The organism is Allosphingosinicella vermicomposti, assembly GCF_003012815.1.
Classification (GTDB): Bacteria; Pseudomonadota; Alphaproteobacteria; order Sphingomonadales; family Sphingomonadaceae; genus Allosphingosinicella; species Allosphingosinicella vermicomposti.
In genome coordinates this window covers 194038-214770 of sequence record NZ_PXYJ01000002.1, presented here as the reverse complement: position 1 = coordinate 214770, position 20733 = coordinate 194038, and the positions used below count along the sequence as shown (strand labels likewise).

The following is a 20733-nucleotide window of genomic DNA, read 5'->3' as shown; positions in this document are numbered from 1 at the left end:
AGACCGCTTTTGGGTTAAGTTTCGTTATGACCGCTTCCCCTCCCTCTTCCGGCCTTTGCTGACCGGGTTTGAAGGGGTTTTTGAAAAACTTGTTAGAGCATCAATTTCATCAACTTTCCCTCGAAAAGATTTTGCGTAGCGAATTGTTTGACCGATCGGTCGGTGAATGTTAAAACGGGGTCTATAGGAGAGAAGCGATGTACACGACCGAGCTTCAAAAATCGGCGGCCGTAGCTTCGACAGAGGATGCAGACAAACTCGCGGCCTTCGAGGCACGCGTTGCGGCCGATGAATTTATCGAGCCCAAGGATTGGATGCCTGAGGCTTACCGGCGGACGTTGGTCCGCCAGATCTCGCAGCATGCCCACTCGGAAATCGTGGGCATGCTGCCCGAGGGAAATTGGATCACCCGCGCGCCGTCGCTGCGCCGCAAGGCGATCCTCCTCGCCAAGGTGCAGGATGAAGCCGGGCACGGCCTCTATCTCTATTCGGCGGCCGAGACGTTGGGCACGGCCCGCGAAGAGATGATCGAGGCGCTGCATTCGGGCAAAGCGAAGTACAGCACCATCTTCAATTATCCGACGCTCACCTGGGCGGATATCGGCGCGATCGGCTGGCTGGTGGATGGCGCTGCGATCATGAACCAGGTGCCGCTGCAGCGCACGTCCTACGGTCCCTATGCTCGCGCGATGGTGCGCGTCTGCAAGGAAGAAAGCTTCCACCAGCGCCAGGGCTATGAGATCATGATGCATCTCGCCGCCGGCACGGACGCGCAGAAAAGGATGGCGCAGGATGCGCTCAACCGCTGGTGGTGGCCCTCGCTCATGATGTTCGGCCCGCCGGACGAGAACAGCCCCAATACGGCGCAATCCATGCGCTGGCGCATCAAGCGCGAGACGAATGACGAGTTGCGCCAGAAATTCGTCGACATCACCGTGCCGCAGGCCGACGCCATCGGCCTCACCGTTCCCGATCCCGCTGTACAGTGGAACGAGGAAAAAGGCGGCTATGATTTCGGCCAAGTCGACTGGTCGGAATTTTATGCGGTGGTGAAAGGCGAAGGGCCGGTCGCCAAGGAGCGCATGGCCGCCCGCCGCAAGGCTTGGGAAGACGGCGCCTGGATCCGCGAGGCGGCGGACGCCTATGCCGCGAAACAGGTGGAGAAGAGGAAGGCGGCTTAGCAGTAAGCCGCCACCCGTTCGTCCTGAGTAGCCGGTGAGCTTGTCGAACCGGTGTATCGAAGGACTGCCCTGCGATACGGGCCTTCGCCAAGCTCAGTCCCTACTCAGGGCGAACGGAATAGGAGTGCAGGATGTCTAAGGATTGGCCCCTCTGGGAAGTATTCGTCCGCTCGAAGGGCGGGCTTTCCCATCGCCATGTCGGCAGCGTCCACGCGCCGGACGCGGAGATCGCGCTCCGCCACGCGCGCGATACTTATACGCGGCGGATGGAGGGGGTGAGCCTGTGGGTCGTGCCGTCAGCGTCGATCATCGCCTCCGACCCATCGGATGACGGCGCGATGTTCGAACCGGCGGAAGACAAGATCTACCGCCACCCGACCTTCTACAACATTCCCGATGACGTGAAGCACATCTGATGCTTGCTTCGCTCTTATCACCCGCACCGTTCGCCCTGAGCCTGTCGAGGGGCTGTCCTTCCTTAGCCGCTGGAGAAGAAAAAACAGGGCTTCGACAAGCTCAGCCCAAACGGGAGAGGGGTCTAGTTAGGATGCTCGGCATTCCAACCCCGCGAGGGCTGAGCTTGTCGAAGCCCGGTCCGGCACGTGCTCACGCCCTTCGACAGGCTCGGGACTAGCGAAAGTGGGGATGGCGACTGTGACCCAGGATCAGGCTCTGTTCGATTATCTCCTCCGCCTTGGCGACGATGCTCTGGTGCTCGGCCAGCGTCAGTCCGAATGGACGGGTGCCTGCCCGACGGTCGAGGTGGATCTGAGCCTCGCCAATATGGCGCTCGACCTAATCGGTCAGGCGACCCATTTCCTCGATGCGGCGGGAAATGTCGAAGGGCAGGGGCGGGATGGCGACAGGCTCGCCTTCCATCGCGACGTGCTCGATTACCGCAACTGCCTGCTCGTCGAGCAGCCGAACGGCGATTTCGCGCGGACGATGGCGCGGCAATTCCTCTTCTCGACCTGGCAGAAGATGCTGTTCGACGCGCTGACGGCGTCGAAGGACGAACTGATCGCGGCGGTCGCGGCCAAGGCGGTGAAGGAAGTCACCTATCATCAGGAGCTCGCCCAGGAATGGGTGATCCGCCTTGGCGACGGCACGGACGAAAGCCATAAGCGGATGCAGCACGGCTTCGACTGGCTGTGGCGCTTCGTGCCGGAATTGTTCGAGATGGATGCGGTTGCGACGGCGATGGCTGAGCGCGGAATTGGCGCCGATGTGGCGGCTTTCCGCGATGCCTATGACCGGGCTGTCCGCGCGGTTATCGAGGAGGCGACGCTCACTGTGCCGCAGGATCAGCGGCCGATCCTTGGCGGGCGGCGCGGGCATCATGGCGAGCATCTGGGGCATCTGCTCGCCACGATGCAGTTTTTGCCCCGGGCCTACCCCGACGCGACATGGTAGGGACTGAGGGCAGAACGGACAAAAAGGCCCTCCCCATTGATGGGGGAGGGTTGGGTAGGGGTGATGCTTCCGGAAATACTCCACCCTACGTCGAAGATCACCCCCACCCAGCCTCCCCCATCAAGGGGGAGGGGCAGCTTTGGGAAGTGCTAAAGAGAGTTCCCGATCCCGAAGTCCCGGCCGTGTCGATCGTCGATCTCGGTATCGTCCGCGACGTGACGCCGGACCGCGTCGTCCTCACCCCTACCTATACAGGCTGCCCTGCCACGCAGGTGATCGAAACGATGGTCCGCATCGCGCTCGATGAAGCGGGCTTCGAAGGCGTGCGGATCGAAACCACCCTCTCACCGCCCTGGACGACCGACTGGATCACGGATGAGGGCCGCAAGAAGCTTCGCGCTTATGGCATCGCCCCGCCGGTTCCGACCGGAAGCCGTGCCGTGGAATGTCCGCAATGCGGATCGGCGCAGACGGAGGAAGTGAGCCGCTTCGGTTCGACGCCGTGCAAAGCACTCTGGCGGTGCCGCGATTGCCTGGAACCCTTCGACCATTTCAAATGCCATTGAGAACCCTTCATGAGCGTTAGCTTTCACACCCTTCAGATCGCCGACATCGTGCCCGAAACGCCCGAGGCGCAGTCGATCCGTTTCATCGTGCCTGAGGCGTTGCGCGAGGCGTTTCGCTTCAAGCCTGGCCAGCATCTGACCTTGGCCGCCGAAATTGCGGGCGAGGAAGTGCGGCGCAATTACTCGCTTTGCACCGCGCCGGGTGAAGACCTGCTCTCTGTCACGGTGAAGCGCATTCCGAACGGCCTCTTTTCCAATTGGGCGGCGGACACTTTGAAACCGGGCGACAGCATCGCGGTCATGGCGCCGCACGGCAGCTTCACCTACGCTTTTGAGCCGGGGCAGGCGCGCAGCTACGCCGCCTTTGCCGCAGGGTCGGGGATCACGCCGATCATGTCCTTGCTCAAGACCGCGCTCGCCGTGGAACCGGAGAGCCGCTTCACGCTCTTTTACGGCAATAGCCACAGCGGATCGGTGATCTTCCTGGAGGAGCTGGCGCGGCTCAAGAACCGCCATATGGGACGCCTTCAGGTCCATCATTTCCTCTCGCAAGAAGCGGAGGATGTGGACCTGTTCAACGGCCGCCTCGACCGCGCCAAGTGCGACGAGATTTTGGAAACATTGATCGATCCGGCGGAGGTCGACGCTTTCTTCATCTGCGGCCCCGGCCCGATGATGGACGCGGCGGAACAGGCCCTGGTCGCGAAGGCCGTGCCGCAGGACCATATCCATATCGAACGCTTCACGGCTGGCCGCCCATCGGCGGCGCTTCAGGCGGAAATCAATGCGCTCCAGGAAAAGGCCCAAGGGCTTCAGATGCGCGTCACCCTCGACGGACGCACCCGGCAGGTGCCATTTGACGCGGCCGCGGGGAACATCCTCGACAGTGCGCGGGAGGCTGGGTTGCCCGCGCCTTTTGCCTGCAAAGCGGGTGTGTGCGCGACGTGCCGGGCGAAAGTCGTAGCGGGTGAGGTGGAAATGGCCGCGCGCTACGGCCTCACCGATGAAGAGATTGCGGCGGGCTATGTGCTGACCTGTCAATCCGTGCCCAAGGGCGCCGGGGTGGAGGTGGACTACGACGCCTGACTGGCGCTCATTCCCTCGAGCCCGTGAAGCATGATCTCCACCGCGAGATCCGCCAGCTGCTCCGCCGACACCGGCCCTTCGGCGCGGAACCAGGTGTGGCTCCAGTTGATCATGCCGAAGAAGAGCATGGTGAGGGGTAGGGTCAGCGTCCCGGCGGCGCTCACGTCCGGGCGGATTTCCGCAATCTGTTCCTCGACCATCGCAATGATGCGGCGCTGCTGGGAGACGATCTCGTTGCGCCGGACTGGCGGCAGATTGTCAAGCTCGTTCAGCAGCACCTTATGCTCGGCCTGTGCGGTCACGTAAAGGCGCATGAAGGCTAGAGCGATGTCGTGCAGCTTGTCGCGCGGCGTTGGGGCGCCGAGCTTTGCATCATCGGCGGCGGTGACGAGCTGTTCGAGGTGATTGGACATCACTTCGAAGAGGATGTCCTCTTTTGAGGGGAAATAATGATAGACGAGCGACTTGGACGTGCTGCACGCCTCGGCCAGATCGGCGACCGACGCGCCTTGGAAACCGCGCCGAGCGAAGAGCTTAGCCGCCGTCGCGACGATCGCCTCGCGCCTCTTGTCGTAATCCGGGGATTGGGGCCGTGCCATGGCCGCACTTTATGGAAGGGCGGGCGTGCCTGCCAGCTTATTCGCCCTCTTCCTCCAGCCCCGCCACCGCTGCCGCGATCGATTGCTGGCGGGTCTGCGTGGGCCTCTTGGCCGAATGCTTCGGTGCAGCTTTGAGCGGTGCCGTCGTCGTCGTGGCGGCGGCCTTGACCGGGAGCGTCTTTATCGGCGCAACGACAGCCGGAGCAGGCGCGGGCTTTTGAGCAATGTTCATGGGCACCGCGCCGTTCGAATAATCGACAACCGCGCGGACGACATTCTGCATTGTGGACATGCGATGGCCAAGCGGCGCCGAGGTGCGGCGGATGAAGACGGCAACAGCATAAGAGCGGCCGTCGGGCCCGGTGACGATGCCGATATCGTTATAGCCCGCCTGCTCCCCGCCCAGCACCTGGCCCGTGCCGGTCTTATGCGCGAGCTTCCAGCCGGGGGCGAGGCCGCCCTTCAACCGCTGCGCGCCGGTGCGGGTGTTCGACATGATATCGAGCAGCTTTTGCGTATAATAAGGCGAAAGGAGCTCGCCTTTCTTGAGCCGCGCGAGGGCGTCGACCGTGCCGAGCGGCGTCGCGCCGTCCATCGGATCGCGAATATAATTTTCGAACGCGGTGCGGCGCACGTTCATCGGGATGGCGTTGCGCGCGGCATAGAAATTCTGGCCGACATAAGACGGCTTCCATTCCATGCCGGCAATCTTGCTCTGCAGCTTGCGTTCGCCCGGGCCAAAGCGGATACCGCCAATGCCCTTATTGGCGAGGAAGCTGCGTACCGCGTCTGGACCGCCTGCTTTCCACAGGACGAAATCGTTGCAGGTATTGTCGCTTTGCGTGATTGCCCGGTACATCAGGCTATTGATTGTCGTGTCATAGCCGTTCGCGCCAACTTGGGCAGCGATCGGCTGGTGAAAGAGCGTGAGGTCGCTACGCGTGACGGTAACGGGCGCCTCTAGGCTGAGCAACCCGCGATCTGCCCTGTCGAGGGCCGTGAGCGCGACCCAGAATTTGCTGACGCTCTGCTGCGGGAAAAAGGTGCTGCCGTCATAGGCAGTGGTGAAGCCGGTTTGGATGTCCTTGACCGCAATACCAATGTCGCCGTTGAATGAGGAGCCAAGTGCGTTGATCCGCTGCGACAAAGCGCGTTCCGCAGGCGTCATCGGCACGGAGGTGACGACTTGGGCTCGGACAGGAGGCTTCCCTGCGCTCTGGCTTCTATCCTGCGCGGCGCTCTGAGAAACGGAAATGCCGAGCAATGCGGCCAGGCTGATGCCGACCACGGCAATCGACCGTCCCTTATCCGTCAATTCGCGCTTATTCGCCATATTATGATACGCCCTCGCAAAGTCATTTGCCGCCAGAGCGTTGCATCATAACCTTATCGGTGTTTCTGTCAGCTTAATCGCTTGAGCTTCCGACGAACCGTGAGCCCTGCGCGCTGGGCTGAGTCGAATGGACGAGCGGGCCACCCGCAACTTAAGTCGCGGGCGGCCCTCGGCATCAGAACTTCACGCCCAGTCCCAATGAGAAGCTGGTGCCAACGTCATAGCCGTTATTAATGATGCGGATGTCGTCCTGCTGATATTCGAGATAGTCGGTGCCCGTAATGTTGCGGGCTTCGAATTTCAGCTCAAGATCCTTGCCGGCGACCGTAAAGCCTTCACGAGCCACAAAATCGAGACGAAGGCCGGGGCGTTCCACGATATCCGCTTGCCGGGTCGTCCCGAGGACGGGACCGCGGTTCGTCACGCGCTCGCTCGCATAAGTGAGGAGAAGGGTTTGCTGTGAAAGGCGATCGGTATTTTCGAACCCGAGCTGGAGGTTTGCGAGATGCTTCGACTGACCCGTCAACGGATCACCGTTGCCGAACACTTCTGACGCCGGACGATAACCGCGATTGTCGTTGATGATCGTTTCATCGTCCGCGTCGACCTTCAAGGCAGAGTCGCTGAACGTATAATTGGCGATCACCACTGCGCGACGGTTGCCGAACAAGCCGCCGACGCTGTCGAGCGGGAAATACTTCTGAAGCTCCACCTCAAACCCGTAAAGATCGGCTTTCGGCGCGTTGGCGAAGGTCGTCTGCAGCGTGCCGCCACCGGCGAATGACGCGACCGCCTCAATCGGGTTTTCGATCCGCTTGAAGAAGCCGGCGAGGCTGAGGCGCTGTTCGCGGCCGAAATAATATTCGTACCGCGCTTCGGCATTGTAGAGCTGGCTGTCGACCAGGAACGGGTTGCCGATGAACTGGCGGTCGGATTCGATATCGAGATAGATTTGCGGTGCCAGCTCGCGGAATTGCGGGCGCGCCAATGTCTTCGACGCGTTGAGGCGCAGCTGCATGTCCGGATTGATATTCCAGGTCAGCGTCGCGGCGGGCAACAAATAGCCCTTTTCGACCGGGGCGGGCTGAACGATGCCGCCCTGGTTGAACAGATCGATCTGGGCGACGGATTGCTTGCCGTCTTCATAGCGAACGCCGGCATTGAAGCTGACCGTCGAAGACAGATCTGCTGCGGCCTGAGCATAGAGGCCGAAGATTTCGAGATCCGCCTCATAAGCCGCAGCGCCTGCGAGAGCCGAGGTTTCGACAAGCAGGATATCATAGGTGTAGATGTTGAAATCCGACACCAGATAATCCGGCCGCGACTGCGAAACGGCGACGCTGAGGCTGTCCGCCGGACGATAAGCAAAGTCGCGGCGAACCGAGTTACGGTGCGTGTTGAGGTAAGCGAGGCCGCCCGAGAGGGTCAGGCGCGTGCCGTCCACCCGATGGCTGAAATCGACTGCCGCATTATAGACGTCTTCATTGAGGTCGCTGAATGAAACGGTCGCGCTCTGGCCCGTGGCGGTCAGGTTATTGACGTAATCTTCGACGTCTTCATTGTAGAGATAGCTGAAATTGCGCTCATAGGGCGCTTCGCGTTGTGAGTTGGCATAGCCGAGACGAACGTCCATTTCGACGTCGGAGATGTCGAATTCGCCGACCAGCTGCGAATTGATCAGCTGGCGTTCGAACCACGCCGTACCCTGGCGCATGAGCTGCGGCGGCAGATCGGGGTTCGGATCACCAACCGACAGGCTGTAGCCGGCGGCGAGGCGGGCCTGCTTCAGCGTGTCGCGGATATAGACGTTGGTCCAGCGCAGCGTGTTGCCATCAAATTCGGCGCCAAGGCCGAACAGGCCGTTCACGACCATGCGATTGTCGGTGCGGACGGAGCGGAAGTCGCTCGCGACCGTGTTGAGGCCGCCCGATTGCTGGATAGCGTCGCGCGTTTTCCAGCTGTTGCTGATACCGGCCGATGCGATCACGCCCAGTTCGACATCGCCTGCATACCAGGTCGTGCCGCCGTTCAGATCGGCAGAAAAATTGGCGGGGATATTGTCGTTGCGCTGCACGACGGTCGTCGCCGAATTGAGCAGGCTTGCCGCGATATTCTGAATGTCGCCGCGGCTGAAGGTCTCGCCTTCGTTGATAAGGACGCCCGCATTCATCGCCTCGCGGAGCGGAAGGGGAATGTCGCGGGCGCCATCGTCGAAGCCCGACCAGTCGGTATCGCTGCCATAATAGGTATATCCAAGCTGGCCAGTCGTTTCCGTGTCGCCGCTGACGCTGGCGCCGAACGACAGGAACGGCTCGCGCGGGATTGCCGACGTCGTGAGGTCGATCACGCCGCCGCCAAATTCACCGGGATAGTTCACCGAATAGCTTTTCTGGACGACCGTGCCTTCAAGAAGGCTGGTGGGAAAGATGTCGAGAGGCACAACGCGGCGCAGCGGTTCAGGCGAGGGCAGGGCGAGGCCGTTCAGAAGGGCGAGCGAATAGCGATCGCCAAGACCGCGCACGTAGACGAAGCCGTTGCCCGCCACGCTGAGGCCCGTGACGCGCTGTAGCGCCCCGGCAATGTCGCCGTCGCCAGTGCGGGCGATGTCTTCCGCCGAGAGGACCGACACGACTTCGGGGGCCGCACGGATGACTTCGGGAATATTGCCGGTGACGACGATACCCTGGTCTTCGGCGCTATCGTCCGGTACTGCGGTTTCGAGCGCGGCGCCCGTGTCGGTTTCGGCGACATTAGCAGCGTCCTGGGCAAAAGCGGCAGGCGCATGAAGCGCGGTGGTGAGGAGCAGCAGGCTCCCGAATTTGAGCGCCGTCGGCATGGGTAAGACCCCCTGGGATTTGAATGAGAAAAAGGGGGCGGCGGCTCTCACCACCGCCCCCGGTCATTTGGATGTTGTTATCAGCTCACCGGGATCGCGGTGCAGGCGGCGTTGCTTCCGAACGGCGCGTAGGCCGAGTCACAGGTCCAGCCGCGATACCAGGTGTCGGACGCGTCCCGGACGGCGCCGATATAATTGGTGTTCGTGAAATAGGCGCTGATCGTTGAGAGGGTGGCGAAAGCCTGAACCCCGGTTTCATTCGCACCGTTCACGAACAGGTTGGTGAGCGTCGAGACGAGAGCAGAATTGTTGTTCGCGCCCGCGTTGAAGGTCGGACCTTCGAAATCGTCCGAGTCCGGATCGAAGGCGGTCGGGCAGGAGAAGGCAACCGAATTGAAGCGCGGAATGCCGGCTTCATCGTCACCCGTCGTCTGCACGGTTTCCGCCGTGTCGATGTCGAGGCAGTTGGTCGGCCCGACGACAACGCCGTTGTAGAGCGCATAATCGGTGCCGCCGCGAAGCAGAATGGCGCTGCGGCCGGTGCGGCGTTGAACGAAGGTGAAGTTGGCAAGGCGGGTGTTCTGACGCGGAGTGGAGTTGAACAGGCCGTCGTCAGTTGAGTCCGCTTCGATGATCGTGTCGCCGCTATTTCCAGCGGCTTGATCACGCTGGATGGCGATCACATATTGGATGAAGCCTTTATACCCGAAATCGGTGTCGAGACTGTCATCGTCGGCGCCCGTGATGACGATATTCTTCATGTTGTGGCGGCCGCCGAAGATTTCGATGCCGTCGTCGCCGCTATTGTGGATCTGAATGAACTGCAGGTTCGTGCCCGAGCCGACGCCGCCGGTGGTGAGACCCTGAAGCTCGTTGCCTTCGATGAGCGAGAAGCCGGTGTAGCGGATCTGCACATAGCGCATCGAGCCGCTGCTGTCCGCCGCGACATCGCCGCCATAATAGGCATTGGCACCCGGGCCTTCGACGAGCTTCTGACAGCTTGCCGAGCCGCCGGTCGCGCCGCCGTCGCAATTGCTGATCGGTGCGCGGCCGAGCAGGATGATGCCGCCCCATTGGTTGGAGCTGCTGTCGGTTGCCGAGCCGGCGAGGTTCTGGCGCGAGGTGAAGATGATCGGGCTGGTCTGCGTGCCTTCCGCGAAAATCTGCGAACCGCGATTGACGACCAGGAAGTCCGCGCCGGACGCGCCGAACAGGACGGCTCCCGGTTCGATGGTCAGCGTCGCGGCCTGACCGCCAGCGGCCTGACCGTTGCCGCCGACGTCGACGCCGACGTTGACGCGGCCCGAAAGAGCATAAGCGACGCCCTGCGCGTTACGGACGACGGTGTTTCCGGTGATCTGGTTGGGAAGGCGGCAGACGCGGCGATTGGCGAGGATTTCGCCGCCGTCGGTCGTACCGGTCGGGCAGGTTGCCGCGGGGGTGCCGGGAGCGGGCGGCGGCGGCGGGGTCGGTGAACCGCCACCCGGTCCTGGAATGATCACGCCTTCGCCCGGCGAAGCGATATCATCGGCGCCGCAAGCCGCGAGAGGAAGCGCGGCGATACCGAGGAGCAGTAATTTACGGAAAGAAGACATGTAACCCCCTTGTGTTGAAACAAGTTGTCGTTCCGGGTCGCGGAAAGTGCGATTCCGTTGCGATGGGGTTAGGGACAGTATGTGGCGGTAATATTACAGGAAAGGAACAATCGTGTTCTGATATGAGATACTTTGAGTATTATTTCTGTTAAATTTTTGTCATGTGAATGTAATGCTTCACCGTTGTTTGACTTCTGCAGTCAGAGTCTTTCCGTTACGTTCATATGTGATGCGCGCGGTGGGCGTGGAGCTTAAGGTTTCCGCCAGAGCGAAAAAGCGCTCCTCGCTGTCCAGCGCTTCGCCATTGACGGAAAGGAGCGTGTCGCCCGCCTGTAATCCGGCGGCGCTGAGCAAGGGAAGGTTGGCGCCCTTTATACGATAGCCGGTGATATTCGCTCCCTGTGTCCGGGGCTCCATACCCAACCGATAGTGCGTGGTCGCTTGCTGCCGCGCTGCGGGCGTGGCGAGGGCGGGCGCATTAAAGCCTCCGGTGGCCGGAGGAATGCTCTGGCTTGGCGTGATGGTTTGCCCCGCCTTTCTGAATTCAAGCCGCTTTTCGCCGCCCGGCGTCGCCAAGATCGCGTAGTCGGCGCCCACCTCTTTCATCGTGACGCCCGGGCCGATCGCACGGCCGGCGGGCACGACACGCTGGCCGCCGCCGGGCAAGCCGATAATCGCCGCGCGGCCCTTTTCACCGCCGCCGCCAATGCCGAACAATTGATAGTCGGGCAGGGGAGCAGCCGCGACAGGTGGCGCGATGGGCGGGGGTGGCACGGGTACAGCCTGTGCGGGCGGCGCGACCACCTCCACGTCCACCGCGGACGACGTATTTTCGACCGGCCAGAATAGATAGGCCAAGAGAGCCGCGATCACGGCGCCACCGCCCATGAGGACGATGCGCTGGCGTTTCCGTTCGGCTTCGGTGGTCGCGGGCGCGATCCTAACGTTCGTGGTCGAGAGCATAGCCCGCCGACCTTACCGTGCGGACGAGATCCTTGCCACCAAAGTCGTTGAGGGCGAGCCGGAGGCGGCGGATATGCACGTCCACCGTGCGCGCCTCGATATCGGCATCGCGCCCCCAGACGCTATCGAGCAGGCGCTCCCGCGAGAAGACGCGGCCGGGATGCTCCATGAAATGCTTGAGAAGGCGGAATTCGGTCGGCCCCAGCTGGACGACACGGCCGTTGCGGCGCACCTTGTGGGTCGCAATGTCCATTTCGACGTCGGCATAATTGAGCATCGCCCCTGCAAGCGCCGGGCGCACGCGGCGCAGCACGGCTTTCACCCGCGCGACCAGTTCGCGCGGGCTGAACGGCTTCGTCACATAATCGTCGGCTCCGGTTTCGAGGCCGCGCACGCGGTCCGCTTCCTCGCCGCGCGCCGTCAGCATCACGATGGGGATATTGGCCGTGTTACCCGTGCGGCGGAGCCGGCGGCACACTTCGATCCCCGACAATTCCTCCAGCATCCAATCGAGCAGGATGACGTCCGGCTGAAATTCTTGCGCAAGGACCAGGCCTTCCTCGCCGCTCGGCGTATGCTGAACCTCGAAATCCTCTCGCTCGAAATTATAGGTGAGAAGCTGGGCGAGGGGTGCATCATCCTCCAGGATGAGCATACGGCTTTTGGGCATATTATCGTGTTCCGGCGGATGAAGGATCGGTGTCGTCGCTATCGTCGCGCACCCGCTCACCGGTGGCCGCATAGTGAACGACCTCCGCGATGATCGCGGCATGATCGCCAATGCGTTCCAGGCTTTGCGCGATGAAGAGGAGGTGGGCGCAGGGCGTGATGGTTTGCGCATCCTCCATCATGTGCGTGAGAAGCGCACGAAAGAGGCTGTCGTAGAAATCGCTGACGATGCGGCGCTGGCGGCCGACCTGAAGCGCGGGTTCCGGATCGCGCGCGGCAAAGGCGTCGAGGGCGGTGCGCACCACATCCTTCACCGTGACCGACATGGCCGGGAGGACTGAGAGGGGCTCGATTCCGCGATGATCCTGGATCACCGTCACGCGGCCGGCAATATGCTTGGCAAAATCGGCGAGCCGTTCGATGAGCACCGCAATCTTGAGTGCCGATACGACTTCACGCAGATCGTCGGCCAGCGGCGCGCGCAGTGCGATGATGCAGACCCCTTCCCGCTCGATCTCGGTCGCCATCCTGTCGATCTTGCGGTCCTCGGCGACCACCATGGCGGCGAGCGACGGATCGCGGCGGATCAAGGCGTCGGTGGCGTGACCCAAAGCCGCTTCGGCAAGGCCGCCCATTTCGGCGACGAGCGCGCGCAATCGCTCGAGATCATCGTCGAACGCCTTTACCGTATGCGCGGCCGGCACTGTCATCATCGCGCTCTCCCCGCCATGCGCGGACGCGGCACGGCTGCTTGTAGTTCAAGCAGATGCGTTAGGGGTGTTGCGCGTGACTTCGATTACAATCCTGTGACCGTTCAATGAAAATGGTTCAGGCGATAAGCAGCCACAAAATCCACCCCGCAATGGCGAGATAAGTACCGAAGGGCAGGCGAGAGTGCCGCTCGATCACCTGACCGCGAGCATGGCCCAAGGCAGCGGATGCGAGGCCAAGGATCGAGGCGAAGAGAAGCAGGAAAGGAAGATGCTGCCAACCGAGCCAGGCGCCGAGCGCTCCGAACAACTTCGGATCGCCACCGCCCAGCCCCTGACGCCCACGAATGCGCCGATAGGAAAAAGCGATGGTGGCCAATATCGCGAACCCCGCAATGGACCCGATCAGCCGATCCGTCAGCGAAGGACCGGCATTCAGGAGCGCCGCCCCCAACCCGGCGAGCCACAGGGGCAGGGTCAGACGGTCAGGCAGCCATTGGTGTTCGGCATCAAGGGCAGCGAGGATGAGCAGCCACCAGCCTAGGCAGGCCGATAGCAATGCGATCGGCCAGCCATGCGCCAGCGCAGCCATCAGTCCGACGCCTGCCGCGCCTATCTCCATCATCAAATGCTTGCGGTCGATCTTGCCGCCACAAGCCCGGCATCGCCCACGCGCGATGACGAAGGACAATAAGGGAATGAGGTCCAGCGTCCCCAGCGTCCTTCCACATCCATCGCAATGTGAGCGCCCGGTGGTGGCGCTTTGCCCTAAGGGCCATCGAATGAGGATCGTCCCGAGATAGCTGCCCACTACCGCCCCGCCGATGAAAAGCAGCACAGACAGCAGCCATGAAGCAGGAACAAAGGACATCTGCCACCCCAACGAAATTAGCTGTGCTTCTATCGGCTTATGGAAAATGGTCCACCAAGATCATCGCTAGAACGGAATTCGATATGTCCGGCTGGTAACCAAGTTTTGCGATAAAAATGGATGTTCACGCGACCAAGATGGTTGATGCCCGATTAACGATCCTGTTAGTTTTGGCAGTCGAGAGATGTCGAATGGACATCGCGGGGGTGATCATGAATATCGTCAAAGCGCGCGGTTCGTCCGCCCAATTCGCATTTTGCGCGTCCGCGATGCGTGTCGTTTCGGCCAAGTATCGGCCTTGATGCACTTTGCCCCGCCATTCGGGGCCTGAACTGCCCGATCGATAAATTCCAGGAGAATTGAAATGACCGTTGCGCCGAACCCGGCGGCAACCCGCCATGCCGTTGCCACGCACGTTTCCGATCAAGTTTCCTGGCGCCTGTTGGGTACCACTGCTCTGGTGCCGCCCCTTTTGATCGTTGCAGCTCCGGCGTCGGCACAGGTTGCCCTGCCTTCTGGCGGGAATGTGGTTTCGGGCGATATCTCGATCGGAACGCCGTCAGGTGGCGTGCTCAACATTGAGCAATTCTCCAATAAAGGGATCATCGAATGGCAAACCTTTTCGATTGGGGAAAATGAAAAGGTTCATTTCAACAACGGATCGGGCGCGACTTTAAACCGTGTAAAGGGGACATCGACATCGTACCTGAACGGTGAAATGACCGCTACGGGATCGGTCTATCTCATCAATTCGAACGGCATCGTAGTCGGCAAGGACGGGGTCATCAATGTTGGCGGATCGTTCGTCGGTTCGACTTTGGGCATCACGAACGAAAATTTCCAGAACGGCAGCAACGAATTCAACGGCCCCTCGACCGAAGCCGTCGTTAATCTGGGCCAAATCGGCGCTGCTGGCGGCGATATCATACTCGGTGCGATGAAGGTTGAAAATCACGGCACGCTGATCGCCAGCAATGGCACAGTCGGGCTGGCCGCTGGGTCCACCTTCACTTTCGCGAATACTGCGCATGCGGACGGCCGCCTAAGGGTGGCGTTTGCCGCCCCAAGCGGAACTATCCACAATCACGGAACGATCCAAGCTGCGGTAGCGGAGCTGAGAGCCAATGGTGGTAACATCTTTGCACTCGCTGGCGCCACCCAAGGCATAATTAGGGCGACCGGAGTGGCATCGGTCGATGGCCGGGTATTCCTGACCGCAGGCACCGGAGGAGTTATTAACACCTCGAGCACCGAAATTTCCGCGCTGACAAAAAGTGGTGCAGGTGGAACGATAACTATCGGTGACGCTAAAGGTGCAAGCGTGTCTATCGGCACAGGCACGGTGCTCATCGGTGCGTCAGTCGCCGGTGCGGGAGGGACAATTGGAACCTCGTCTGCCCAAGTAACAGTCGCCGGCGATGCAGTGATCACGACACTCGGTAATGGTGGCGCGACAGGTAACTGGCTGATCAGTTCTAGGGATTTTACCGTCGGCTCTGCCGGCAATATCAGCGGCACCGCGTTATCGAATGCGCTTGACGAAAATAACGTCACAATCAGGAAGTTGGCTGGTACGGTTGGGGGCACCGGCGACATCATCGTGAACGATGCAATAACTTGGGAAGGAAGCACGAAGCTCACTCTGGCGGCCGAGCGTGACATCCACATCAATGCCAATATTACCGCATATGGCACTGATGCCGGCCTCGTCCTCGATCATGGCGCAGGTCGCGATTATTTCGTTAATCTCGATAACTCAGCGCGCATTACATTGACTGGCACGAACGCCACGCTGAACATCGAGGGTCAGAATTACACGCTGATCCATGACATCAACCAGCTACAGGACATGGATCTCAACCGGGCCGGCTATTACGCGCTCGCCGAAAATATCAATGCATCCGCCACCGCAGGCTGGAACAATGGCGATGGTTCTAAGGGCTTTAAGCCTATCGGCGAGGGAACATTCGGCTTCACCGGCATTCTGACAGGTCTGGGCAACAGCATCGATGACCTGATGATCGACGCCCGCGAATTCAACGGCGGAAAGGCCGTCGGCCTCGTCACGAACCTGATAGGCAGTATCCGCGATACCCGGCTGCTCAATGGTTCGATAAGCGGAACTTATCTGGTCGGTGCCTTTGCTGGTTTTGGTAGCGGCGACCTCCTGAACGTCCGTTCCAATTCCCATGTCAGCGGCAAGCTGGATGTCGGCGGACTGATGGGGCACAGTACCGGCACAATCCGTAAAGCACAGGCGCTGACCGGCGCTTCAGTCACCGGCCAGCTCAACGTGGGCGGCATCTTGGGTCGCGGCGGAAGTGAAATTGACGAGTTCATTCTCGACAATGTCATATCCCGTGCAAATGTGGTTTCCTATGGGACGGGCGACATCTTTGAGGAGCAAATACTAACCGGCGAAAACACGGGCGGTGTATTGGGTCTCAGCACAAAAGGGATGATCAACGACACCCACGCCTACGGAGAAGTGCAAGGGACTTTGAGCGCCGGCGGTTTGATCGGCCGATCCGAGCATAGCACCGTAACGAACAGTTCGACAGACAATGTTGTAAGCAGTGCGAATTGGGGAGGAAACATCGGCGGTCTGATTGGCTTCACTATTGGTGGAACCGTCACCTATTCTCATTCTGACGGCTTGGTTTCTGGGGGCAGGGGGACCGGCGGCCTTATTGGCACATCACTTGGAGCAATGATATCTCACGTTACCTCGTCCGCAGATGTAACGGGTGCTCGACTTCAAACCGTCGGCCTCGGCGGCCTCGTCGGCGTTCTCTGGAGCGGTACGCTAACTGATTCAACTGCAATTGGGGGATTGGTCCAGGGTTGGATCGATTATGGCGGACTTGTCGGGACTAATCGTGGAACCATACTTAACTCCTCCTCGGCTAATCACGTTCTCAAATTGGGAATTGACGATGATCGCGATGACTTTGCGGCGGGTGGCCTTGTCGGTACGAACTACGGCCTCATCAGGAACTCTTCGTCAAGCAGTTCAGTAGACGGGCGTACTGCTGTCGGGGGGCTTGTTGGTTATAATTTTGACGACGGTATCACGCATGGGCAAATTTTCGATTCCAGCGCGTCGGGCGCGGTCACTGCGACGAGGGGGAATGTCGGTGGTCTCATCGGGACAAATGAGGGACTTGTTTCGCGATCGTCAGCGAGTGGCACGGTTTTCGGGGTCGCTCGTGCGGGCGGACTAGTTGGGGCAAATCACGGCGCCCAAGCGATAATTTCGGAGTCTCGGGCAACAGGAAAAGTGTCTTCGCCTGTCGACGGAGATCCAACTCAACAGGGATATGAAGTAGGGGGGCTGGCAGGATACAATTATGCCGGAGCACGGATTGAGCGCAGTTATGCTACAGGTGGCGTAGAGGGCAGTAATGCCATTGGCGGCCTCGTAGGGCGTAATCTTAACTCTGTGGTGATCGATTCTTACGCCACTGGTCGTGTGCAGGGTAATTATTGGGTCGGCGGTCTTGTGGGCGTCAATTCAGGTATGCTCACCAACGCCTTCGCAAGTGGCGACGTTTTTGGGAATACGAGGGTCGGGGGTCTCGTCGGCGAGAACTATAAGCCGGTAGGTGTGGATAATGTTCTCATAAGCCATGCTTATGCAAGCGGCGAGGTCATTGGCGACAATTTTGTCGGCGGCCTCGTGGGCGTTAATACCGAGGCCGTCAGGCTGGCTTACTCTACTGGAAGCGTTACCCTCAGGGGGATTTCAAACGGCATTGCCGGTGGCCTTGTCGGTGAAAATAGCGGGGCTATTGATTTCACCTATGCTGCGGGAGTGGTAACGAAGCAGGGGCAGGAGGGGATTCTCGGCGGCCTTGTCGGTAGAAACGGCACCGACGAGGGGAGCGTTGGTGTTGTTCGAAATAGTTATTGGAACCTTACGACAAGCGGCGTCCAAACCAGCGATGGCGGCGAAGGCAGGACCGACGCGCAGATGCGCGATCAGAGAACGTTCGCCGGATGGGATATTGCAGGTACCTGGGCGCCCGCAGACGGAACCTACATGCCCGAACTCTATGGCGTTTCGGGAGTGGTGGGCGTCTATATCGGAGAGTTGTCACGCATTTATGGCGATGACAATTCCGTCCTGAGCGGTGCGCCGATCAGCTACATTGGCGATGGGTTCTGGAATTCGAGAACTGGAACGGGAAGTTTTAGTACGAGCACCGATAGAGGCACTAATGTAGGATCTTACGCCATTTCGGGATCGGGTGTTTCCGGCACGCGGCAGATAGGCGGCGCATCACGTATTGCTTATGTCGGTACTTTGAAAATCAACAAGCGCGACATTACGGTGACGGCGCTTGGCGGCAGCTCGATCTATGGCGATGTGGTGACGAACCCTGGCCTGTCGGCTGTTGGGCTGGTGAACGGCCAAGACGCGTCCGTGCTGACGGGTCTTGCGAACAGCTTCAACCTGACGCAGGCGAGCGATGCTGGCACCTATACGCTGAGCGTGGACGGTGTGCTGACCAACGCCAATTACAATGTGACCGACAGGATCGGTGGCCAGTGGGTGATCGGCAAGCGTGCGCTGACGGTGACGGCGCTTGGTGGTTCGTCGACCTATGGCGATGTGGTGACGAACCCGGGTCTGCTGGCTGACAATCTGGTGAATGGCGACACGGTTGAAGAGCTTGGGCTGTCGAACAGCTTCAATCTGACGCAGGCGAGCGATGCGGGCACCTACACCTTGACGGTGAACGGCAGCCTCATTGGCGACAATTATGAGGTGACCCGGCAGAACGGCCAGTGGGTGATCGGCAAGCGCGACATTACGGTGACGGCGCTTGGCGGCAGCTCGATCTATGGCGATGTGGTGACGAACCCTGGCCTGTCGGCTGTTGGGCTGGTGAACGGCCAAGACGCGTCCGTGCTGACGGGTCTTGCGAACAGCTTCAACCTGACGCAGGCGAGCGATGCTGGCACCTATACGCTGAGCGTGGACGGTGTGCTGACCAACGCCAATTACAATGTGACCGACAGGATCGGTGGCCAGTGGGTGATCGGCAAGCGTGCGCTGACGGTGACGGCGCTTGGTGGTTCGTCGACCTATGGCGATGTGGTGACGAACCCGGGTCTGCTGGCTGACAATCTGGTGAATGGCGACACGGTTGAAGAGCTTGGGCTGTCGAACAGCTTCAATCTGACGCAGGCGAGCGATGCGGGCACCTACACCTTGACGGTGAACGGCAGCCTCATTGGCGACAATTATGAGGTGACCCGGCAGAACGGCCAGTGGGTGATCGGCAAGCGCGACATTACGGTGACGGCGCTTGGCGGCAGCTCGATCTATGGCGATGTGGTGACGAACCCTGGCCTGTCGGCTGTTGGGCTGGTGAACGGAGATACGGTTGAAGACCTTCTCGGCCTGTCGAACAGCTTCAACCTGACCAGCACAGACGGGGTTGGCAGCTACACGCTGACGGTCGTCGGTGAACTCGCCAACAATAATTATACGGTGACAGAGCGTCGTACCGGCACCTGGGTTATCGACCGGCGGGGCATTCTTGTGACCGTCGTGGCGAATGACTTCACACGCAAATATGGCGAAGCCAACCCGATCTTCACCTACACCGCCACCGGCCTTTTGGGCGAAGATGAGCTGACCGGGGAGTTGTTCACGAAGGCAACGCAATATTCAAAGGTGGGAGATTATGTCATCGAACTGGGGTCACTCAGCGCTGGCGATAATTACAGCATCGCATTCACGCCGGGTACCCTGACAATTCTGCCGCGAAACATCGTCGTAACTGCTCATGCCCAAAGCCGCACTTATGGCGATGCCAATCCGGCGCTCACCTACACGGTGTCGGGCGACGGCCTCGTCAACGGCGATCTGATGATGGGCGGCCTTTCGACCCTTGCGGACATCCGCAGCAACGTCGGTTCTTATGCGATTGGGCTGAACGATCTGACTGCGGGCGGCAACTACGCCATCTCTTATGTCGGCAACAATGTGCAAGTGACGCCGCGCGCATTGCTGGTGACGGCCAGCAACCAAAGCCGTGTGTATGGAGATGGCAACCCAGCGCTGACTTATGTCGCTGACGGCCTGGTTAATGGTGACACGCTCTCAGGCACGATGACGACGACGGCGACCACGACATCGAACGTTGGCAATTACGCCATCACGCAAGGCGGACTGACCGCGAGCGGCAATTACGTGATGACGTTCAAGGACGGCGTTTTGCAAGTCACTCCGCGTGCGCTGATCGTGACTGCGAAGAATCAGAGCCGGCAATATGGCGATGCCAATCCGCTCCTGGGGTTCGACGCAATCGGTCTCGTCAACGGCGACCAGTTGCTCGGCGATCTCGCGACCGAGGCGACGGCTACATCGAATGTCGGCGCTTATGCGATCACTCAGGGCGGCTTGACGGCGAGCGGCAACTACACACTGACCTTCAGGAACGGCAGCCTGCAGGTCGTTCCTCGCACCCTGATCGTGACCGCCGATAACAAGGTTCGCAATTATGGTGAGGCCAATCCGGAATTCACCTTCACGGCGCAGGGCCTGGTCAACAACGACACCTTGACCGGCGGGTTGACGACGGCAGCGACGACCAACTCGCGGGTGGGGAATTATGCCATCACCAATAATGGGCTCTCGGCGGGCAGCAATTACGATTTGAGGTTTGTCGGAGCCACGCTGAGGGTCATGCCGCGCCCCGCGACGGGACAGGGCGACGATCCGACGAATCAGGTGGCCGGCCTCCCGGTTATCGAAAGGCATATTCCGAACGTCGAAACCGATCGCGTGTCGGCCATCCGCTTCCTGCGCGACTGCTCGCCCGAAAACGAGACGCTCAGCATCTATCCAGCCAACTTGCCCGCGCAACCTGCGCCATGCCCTTTAACATCGAGCTGAC

The 20733-nt window shown here is 60.4% G+C and carries 14 protein-coding genes; 6 read left to right on the top strand and 8 right to left on the bottom strand.

Going from position 1 to position 20733, the window contains the following annotated elements; translation table 11 throughout:
* The first annotated feature begins 197 nt into the window (after positions 1 to 197).
* From paaA to C7I56_RS06870, 5 genes are all read left to right on the top strand, one after another.
* Positions 198 to 1181, top strand: a complete 984-nt coding sequence (gene paaA, locus C7I56_RS06890) for a 1,2-phenylacetyl-CoA epoxidase subunit PaaA (protein ID WP_106639831.1) — start codon at positions 198 to 200, stop codon at positions 1179 to 1181.
* A 131-nt stretch (positions 1182 to 1312) separates the two neighbouring features.
* Positions 1313 to 1597: a 1,2-phenylacetyl-CoA epoxidase subunit PaaB gene (gene paaB / locus C7I56_RS06885; protein WP_106639830.1), complete on the top strand. Its 285-nt coding sequence runs from the start codon at positions 1313 to 1315 to the stop codon at positions 1595 to 1597.
* A 229-nt stretch (positions 1598 to 1826) separates the two neighbouring features.
* The gene (gene paaC, locus C7I56_RS06880) at positions 1827 to 2594 is read left to right on the top strand and encodes a 1,2-phenylacetyl-CoA epoxidase subunit PaaC (RefSeq protein ID WP_106639829.1); all 768 of its coding nucleotides are present in this window, start codon (positions 1827 to 1829) and stop codon (positions 2592 to 2594) included.
* A gap of 146 nt (positions 2595 to 2740) precedes the next feature.
* A complete protein-coding gene (gene paaD / locus C7I56_RS06875; protein WP_245409624.1) occupies positions 2741 to 3160 on the top strand; it encodes a 1,2-phenylacetyl-CoA epoxidase subunit PaaD in 420 nt (139 codons plus the stop codon).
* 9 nt (positions 3161 to 3169) lie between these two features.
* A complete protein-coding gene (locus C7I56_RS06870) occupies positions 3170 to 4246 on the top strand; it encodes a 2Fe-2S iron-sulfur cluster-binding protein (protein ID WP_106639827.1) in 1077 nt (358 codons plus the stop codon).
* On the opposite strand, the gene C7I56_RS06865 is transcribed toward C7I56_RS06870, so the two are convergent.
* The 8 genes from C7I56_RS06865 to C7I56_RS06830 form a co-directional block, all read right to left on the bottom strand.
* Positions 4234 to 4845 (bottom strand): TetR/AcrR family transcriptional regulator, encoded by a 612-nt coding sequence (locus C7I56_RS06865; protein WP_106639826.1) that lies wholly within the window; start codon positions 4843 to 4845, stop codon positions 4234 to 4236. The two genes, C7I56_RS06870 and C7I56_RS06865, sit on opposite strands and share 13 nt — an antisense overlap.
* A gap of 37 nt (positions 4846 to 4882) precedes the next feature.
* Positions 4883 to 6178 carry a class A beta-lactamase gene (gene bla / locus C7I56_RS06860; protein WP_106639825.1) on the bottom strand — a complete coding sequence of 432 codons (1296 nt, stop codon included), beginning with the start codon at positions 6176 to 6178 and terminating at the stop codon, positions 4883 to 4885.
* A 175-nt stretch (positions 6179 to 6353) separates the two neighbouring features.
* A complete protein-coding gene (locus C7I56_RS06855) occupies positions 6354 to 9014 on the bottom strand; it encodes a TonB-dependent receptor domain-containing protein (RefSeq protein WP_106639824.1) in 2661 nt (886 codons plus the stop codon).
* A gap of 80 nt (positions 9015 to 9094) precedes the next feature.
* Positions 9095 to 10609 (bottom strand): hypothetical protein, encoded by a 1515-nt coding sequence (locus tag C7I56_RS06850; RefSeq protein WP_106639823.1) that lies wholly within the window; start codon positions 10607 to 10609, stop codon positions 9095 to 9097.
* 177 nt (positions 10610 to 10786) lie between these two features.
* Positions 10787 to 11572: a PDZ domain-containing protein gene (locus C7I56_RS06845; protein ID WP_106639822.1), complete on the bottom strand. Its 786-nt coding sequence runs from the start codon at positions 11570 to 11572 to the stop codon at positions 10787 to 10789.
* Positions 11550 to 12242, bottom strand: coding sequence for a phosphate regulon transcriptional regulator PhoB (gene phoB, locus C7I56_RS06840; protein WP_106639821.1), 693 nt, complete (start codon positions 12240 to 12242; stop codon positions 11550 to 11552). The genes C7I56_RS06845 and phoB overlap by 23 nt, the downstream gene beginning before the upstream one ends.
* A gap of 1 nt (position 12243) precedes the next feature.
* The gene (gene phoU, locus C7I56_RS06835; RefSeq protein ID WP_106640187.1) at positions 12244 to 12951 is read right to left on the bottom strand and encodes a phosphate signaling complex protein PhoU; all 708 of its coding nucleotides are present in this window, start codon (positions 12949 to 12951) and stop codon (positions 12244 to 12246) included.
* 118 nt (positions 12952 to 13069) lie between these two features.
* On the bottom strand, positions 13070 to 13789 hold the full coding sequence (locus tag C7I56_RS06830) for a prepilin peptidase (protein WP_245409622.1): 720 nt from the start codon (positions 13787 to 13789) through the stop codon (positions 13070 to 13072).
* 397 nt (positions 13790 to 14186) lie between these two features.
* Here C7I56_RS06830 and C7I56_RS06825 point away from each other — a divergent pair, with 397 nt between their 5' ends.
* Positions 14187 to 20732: an MBG domain-containing protein gene (locus C7I56_RS06825; RefSeq protein WP_106639819.1), complete on the top strand. Its 6546-nt coding sequence runs from the start codon at positions 14187 to 14189 to the stop codon at positions 20730 to 20732.
* The last annotated feature ends 1 nt before the right edge of the window (position 20733 follow it).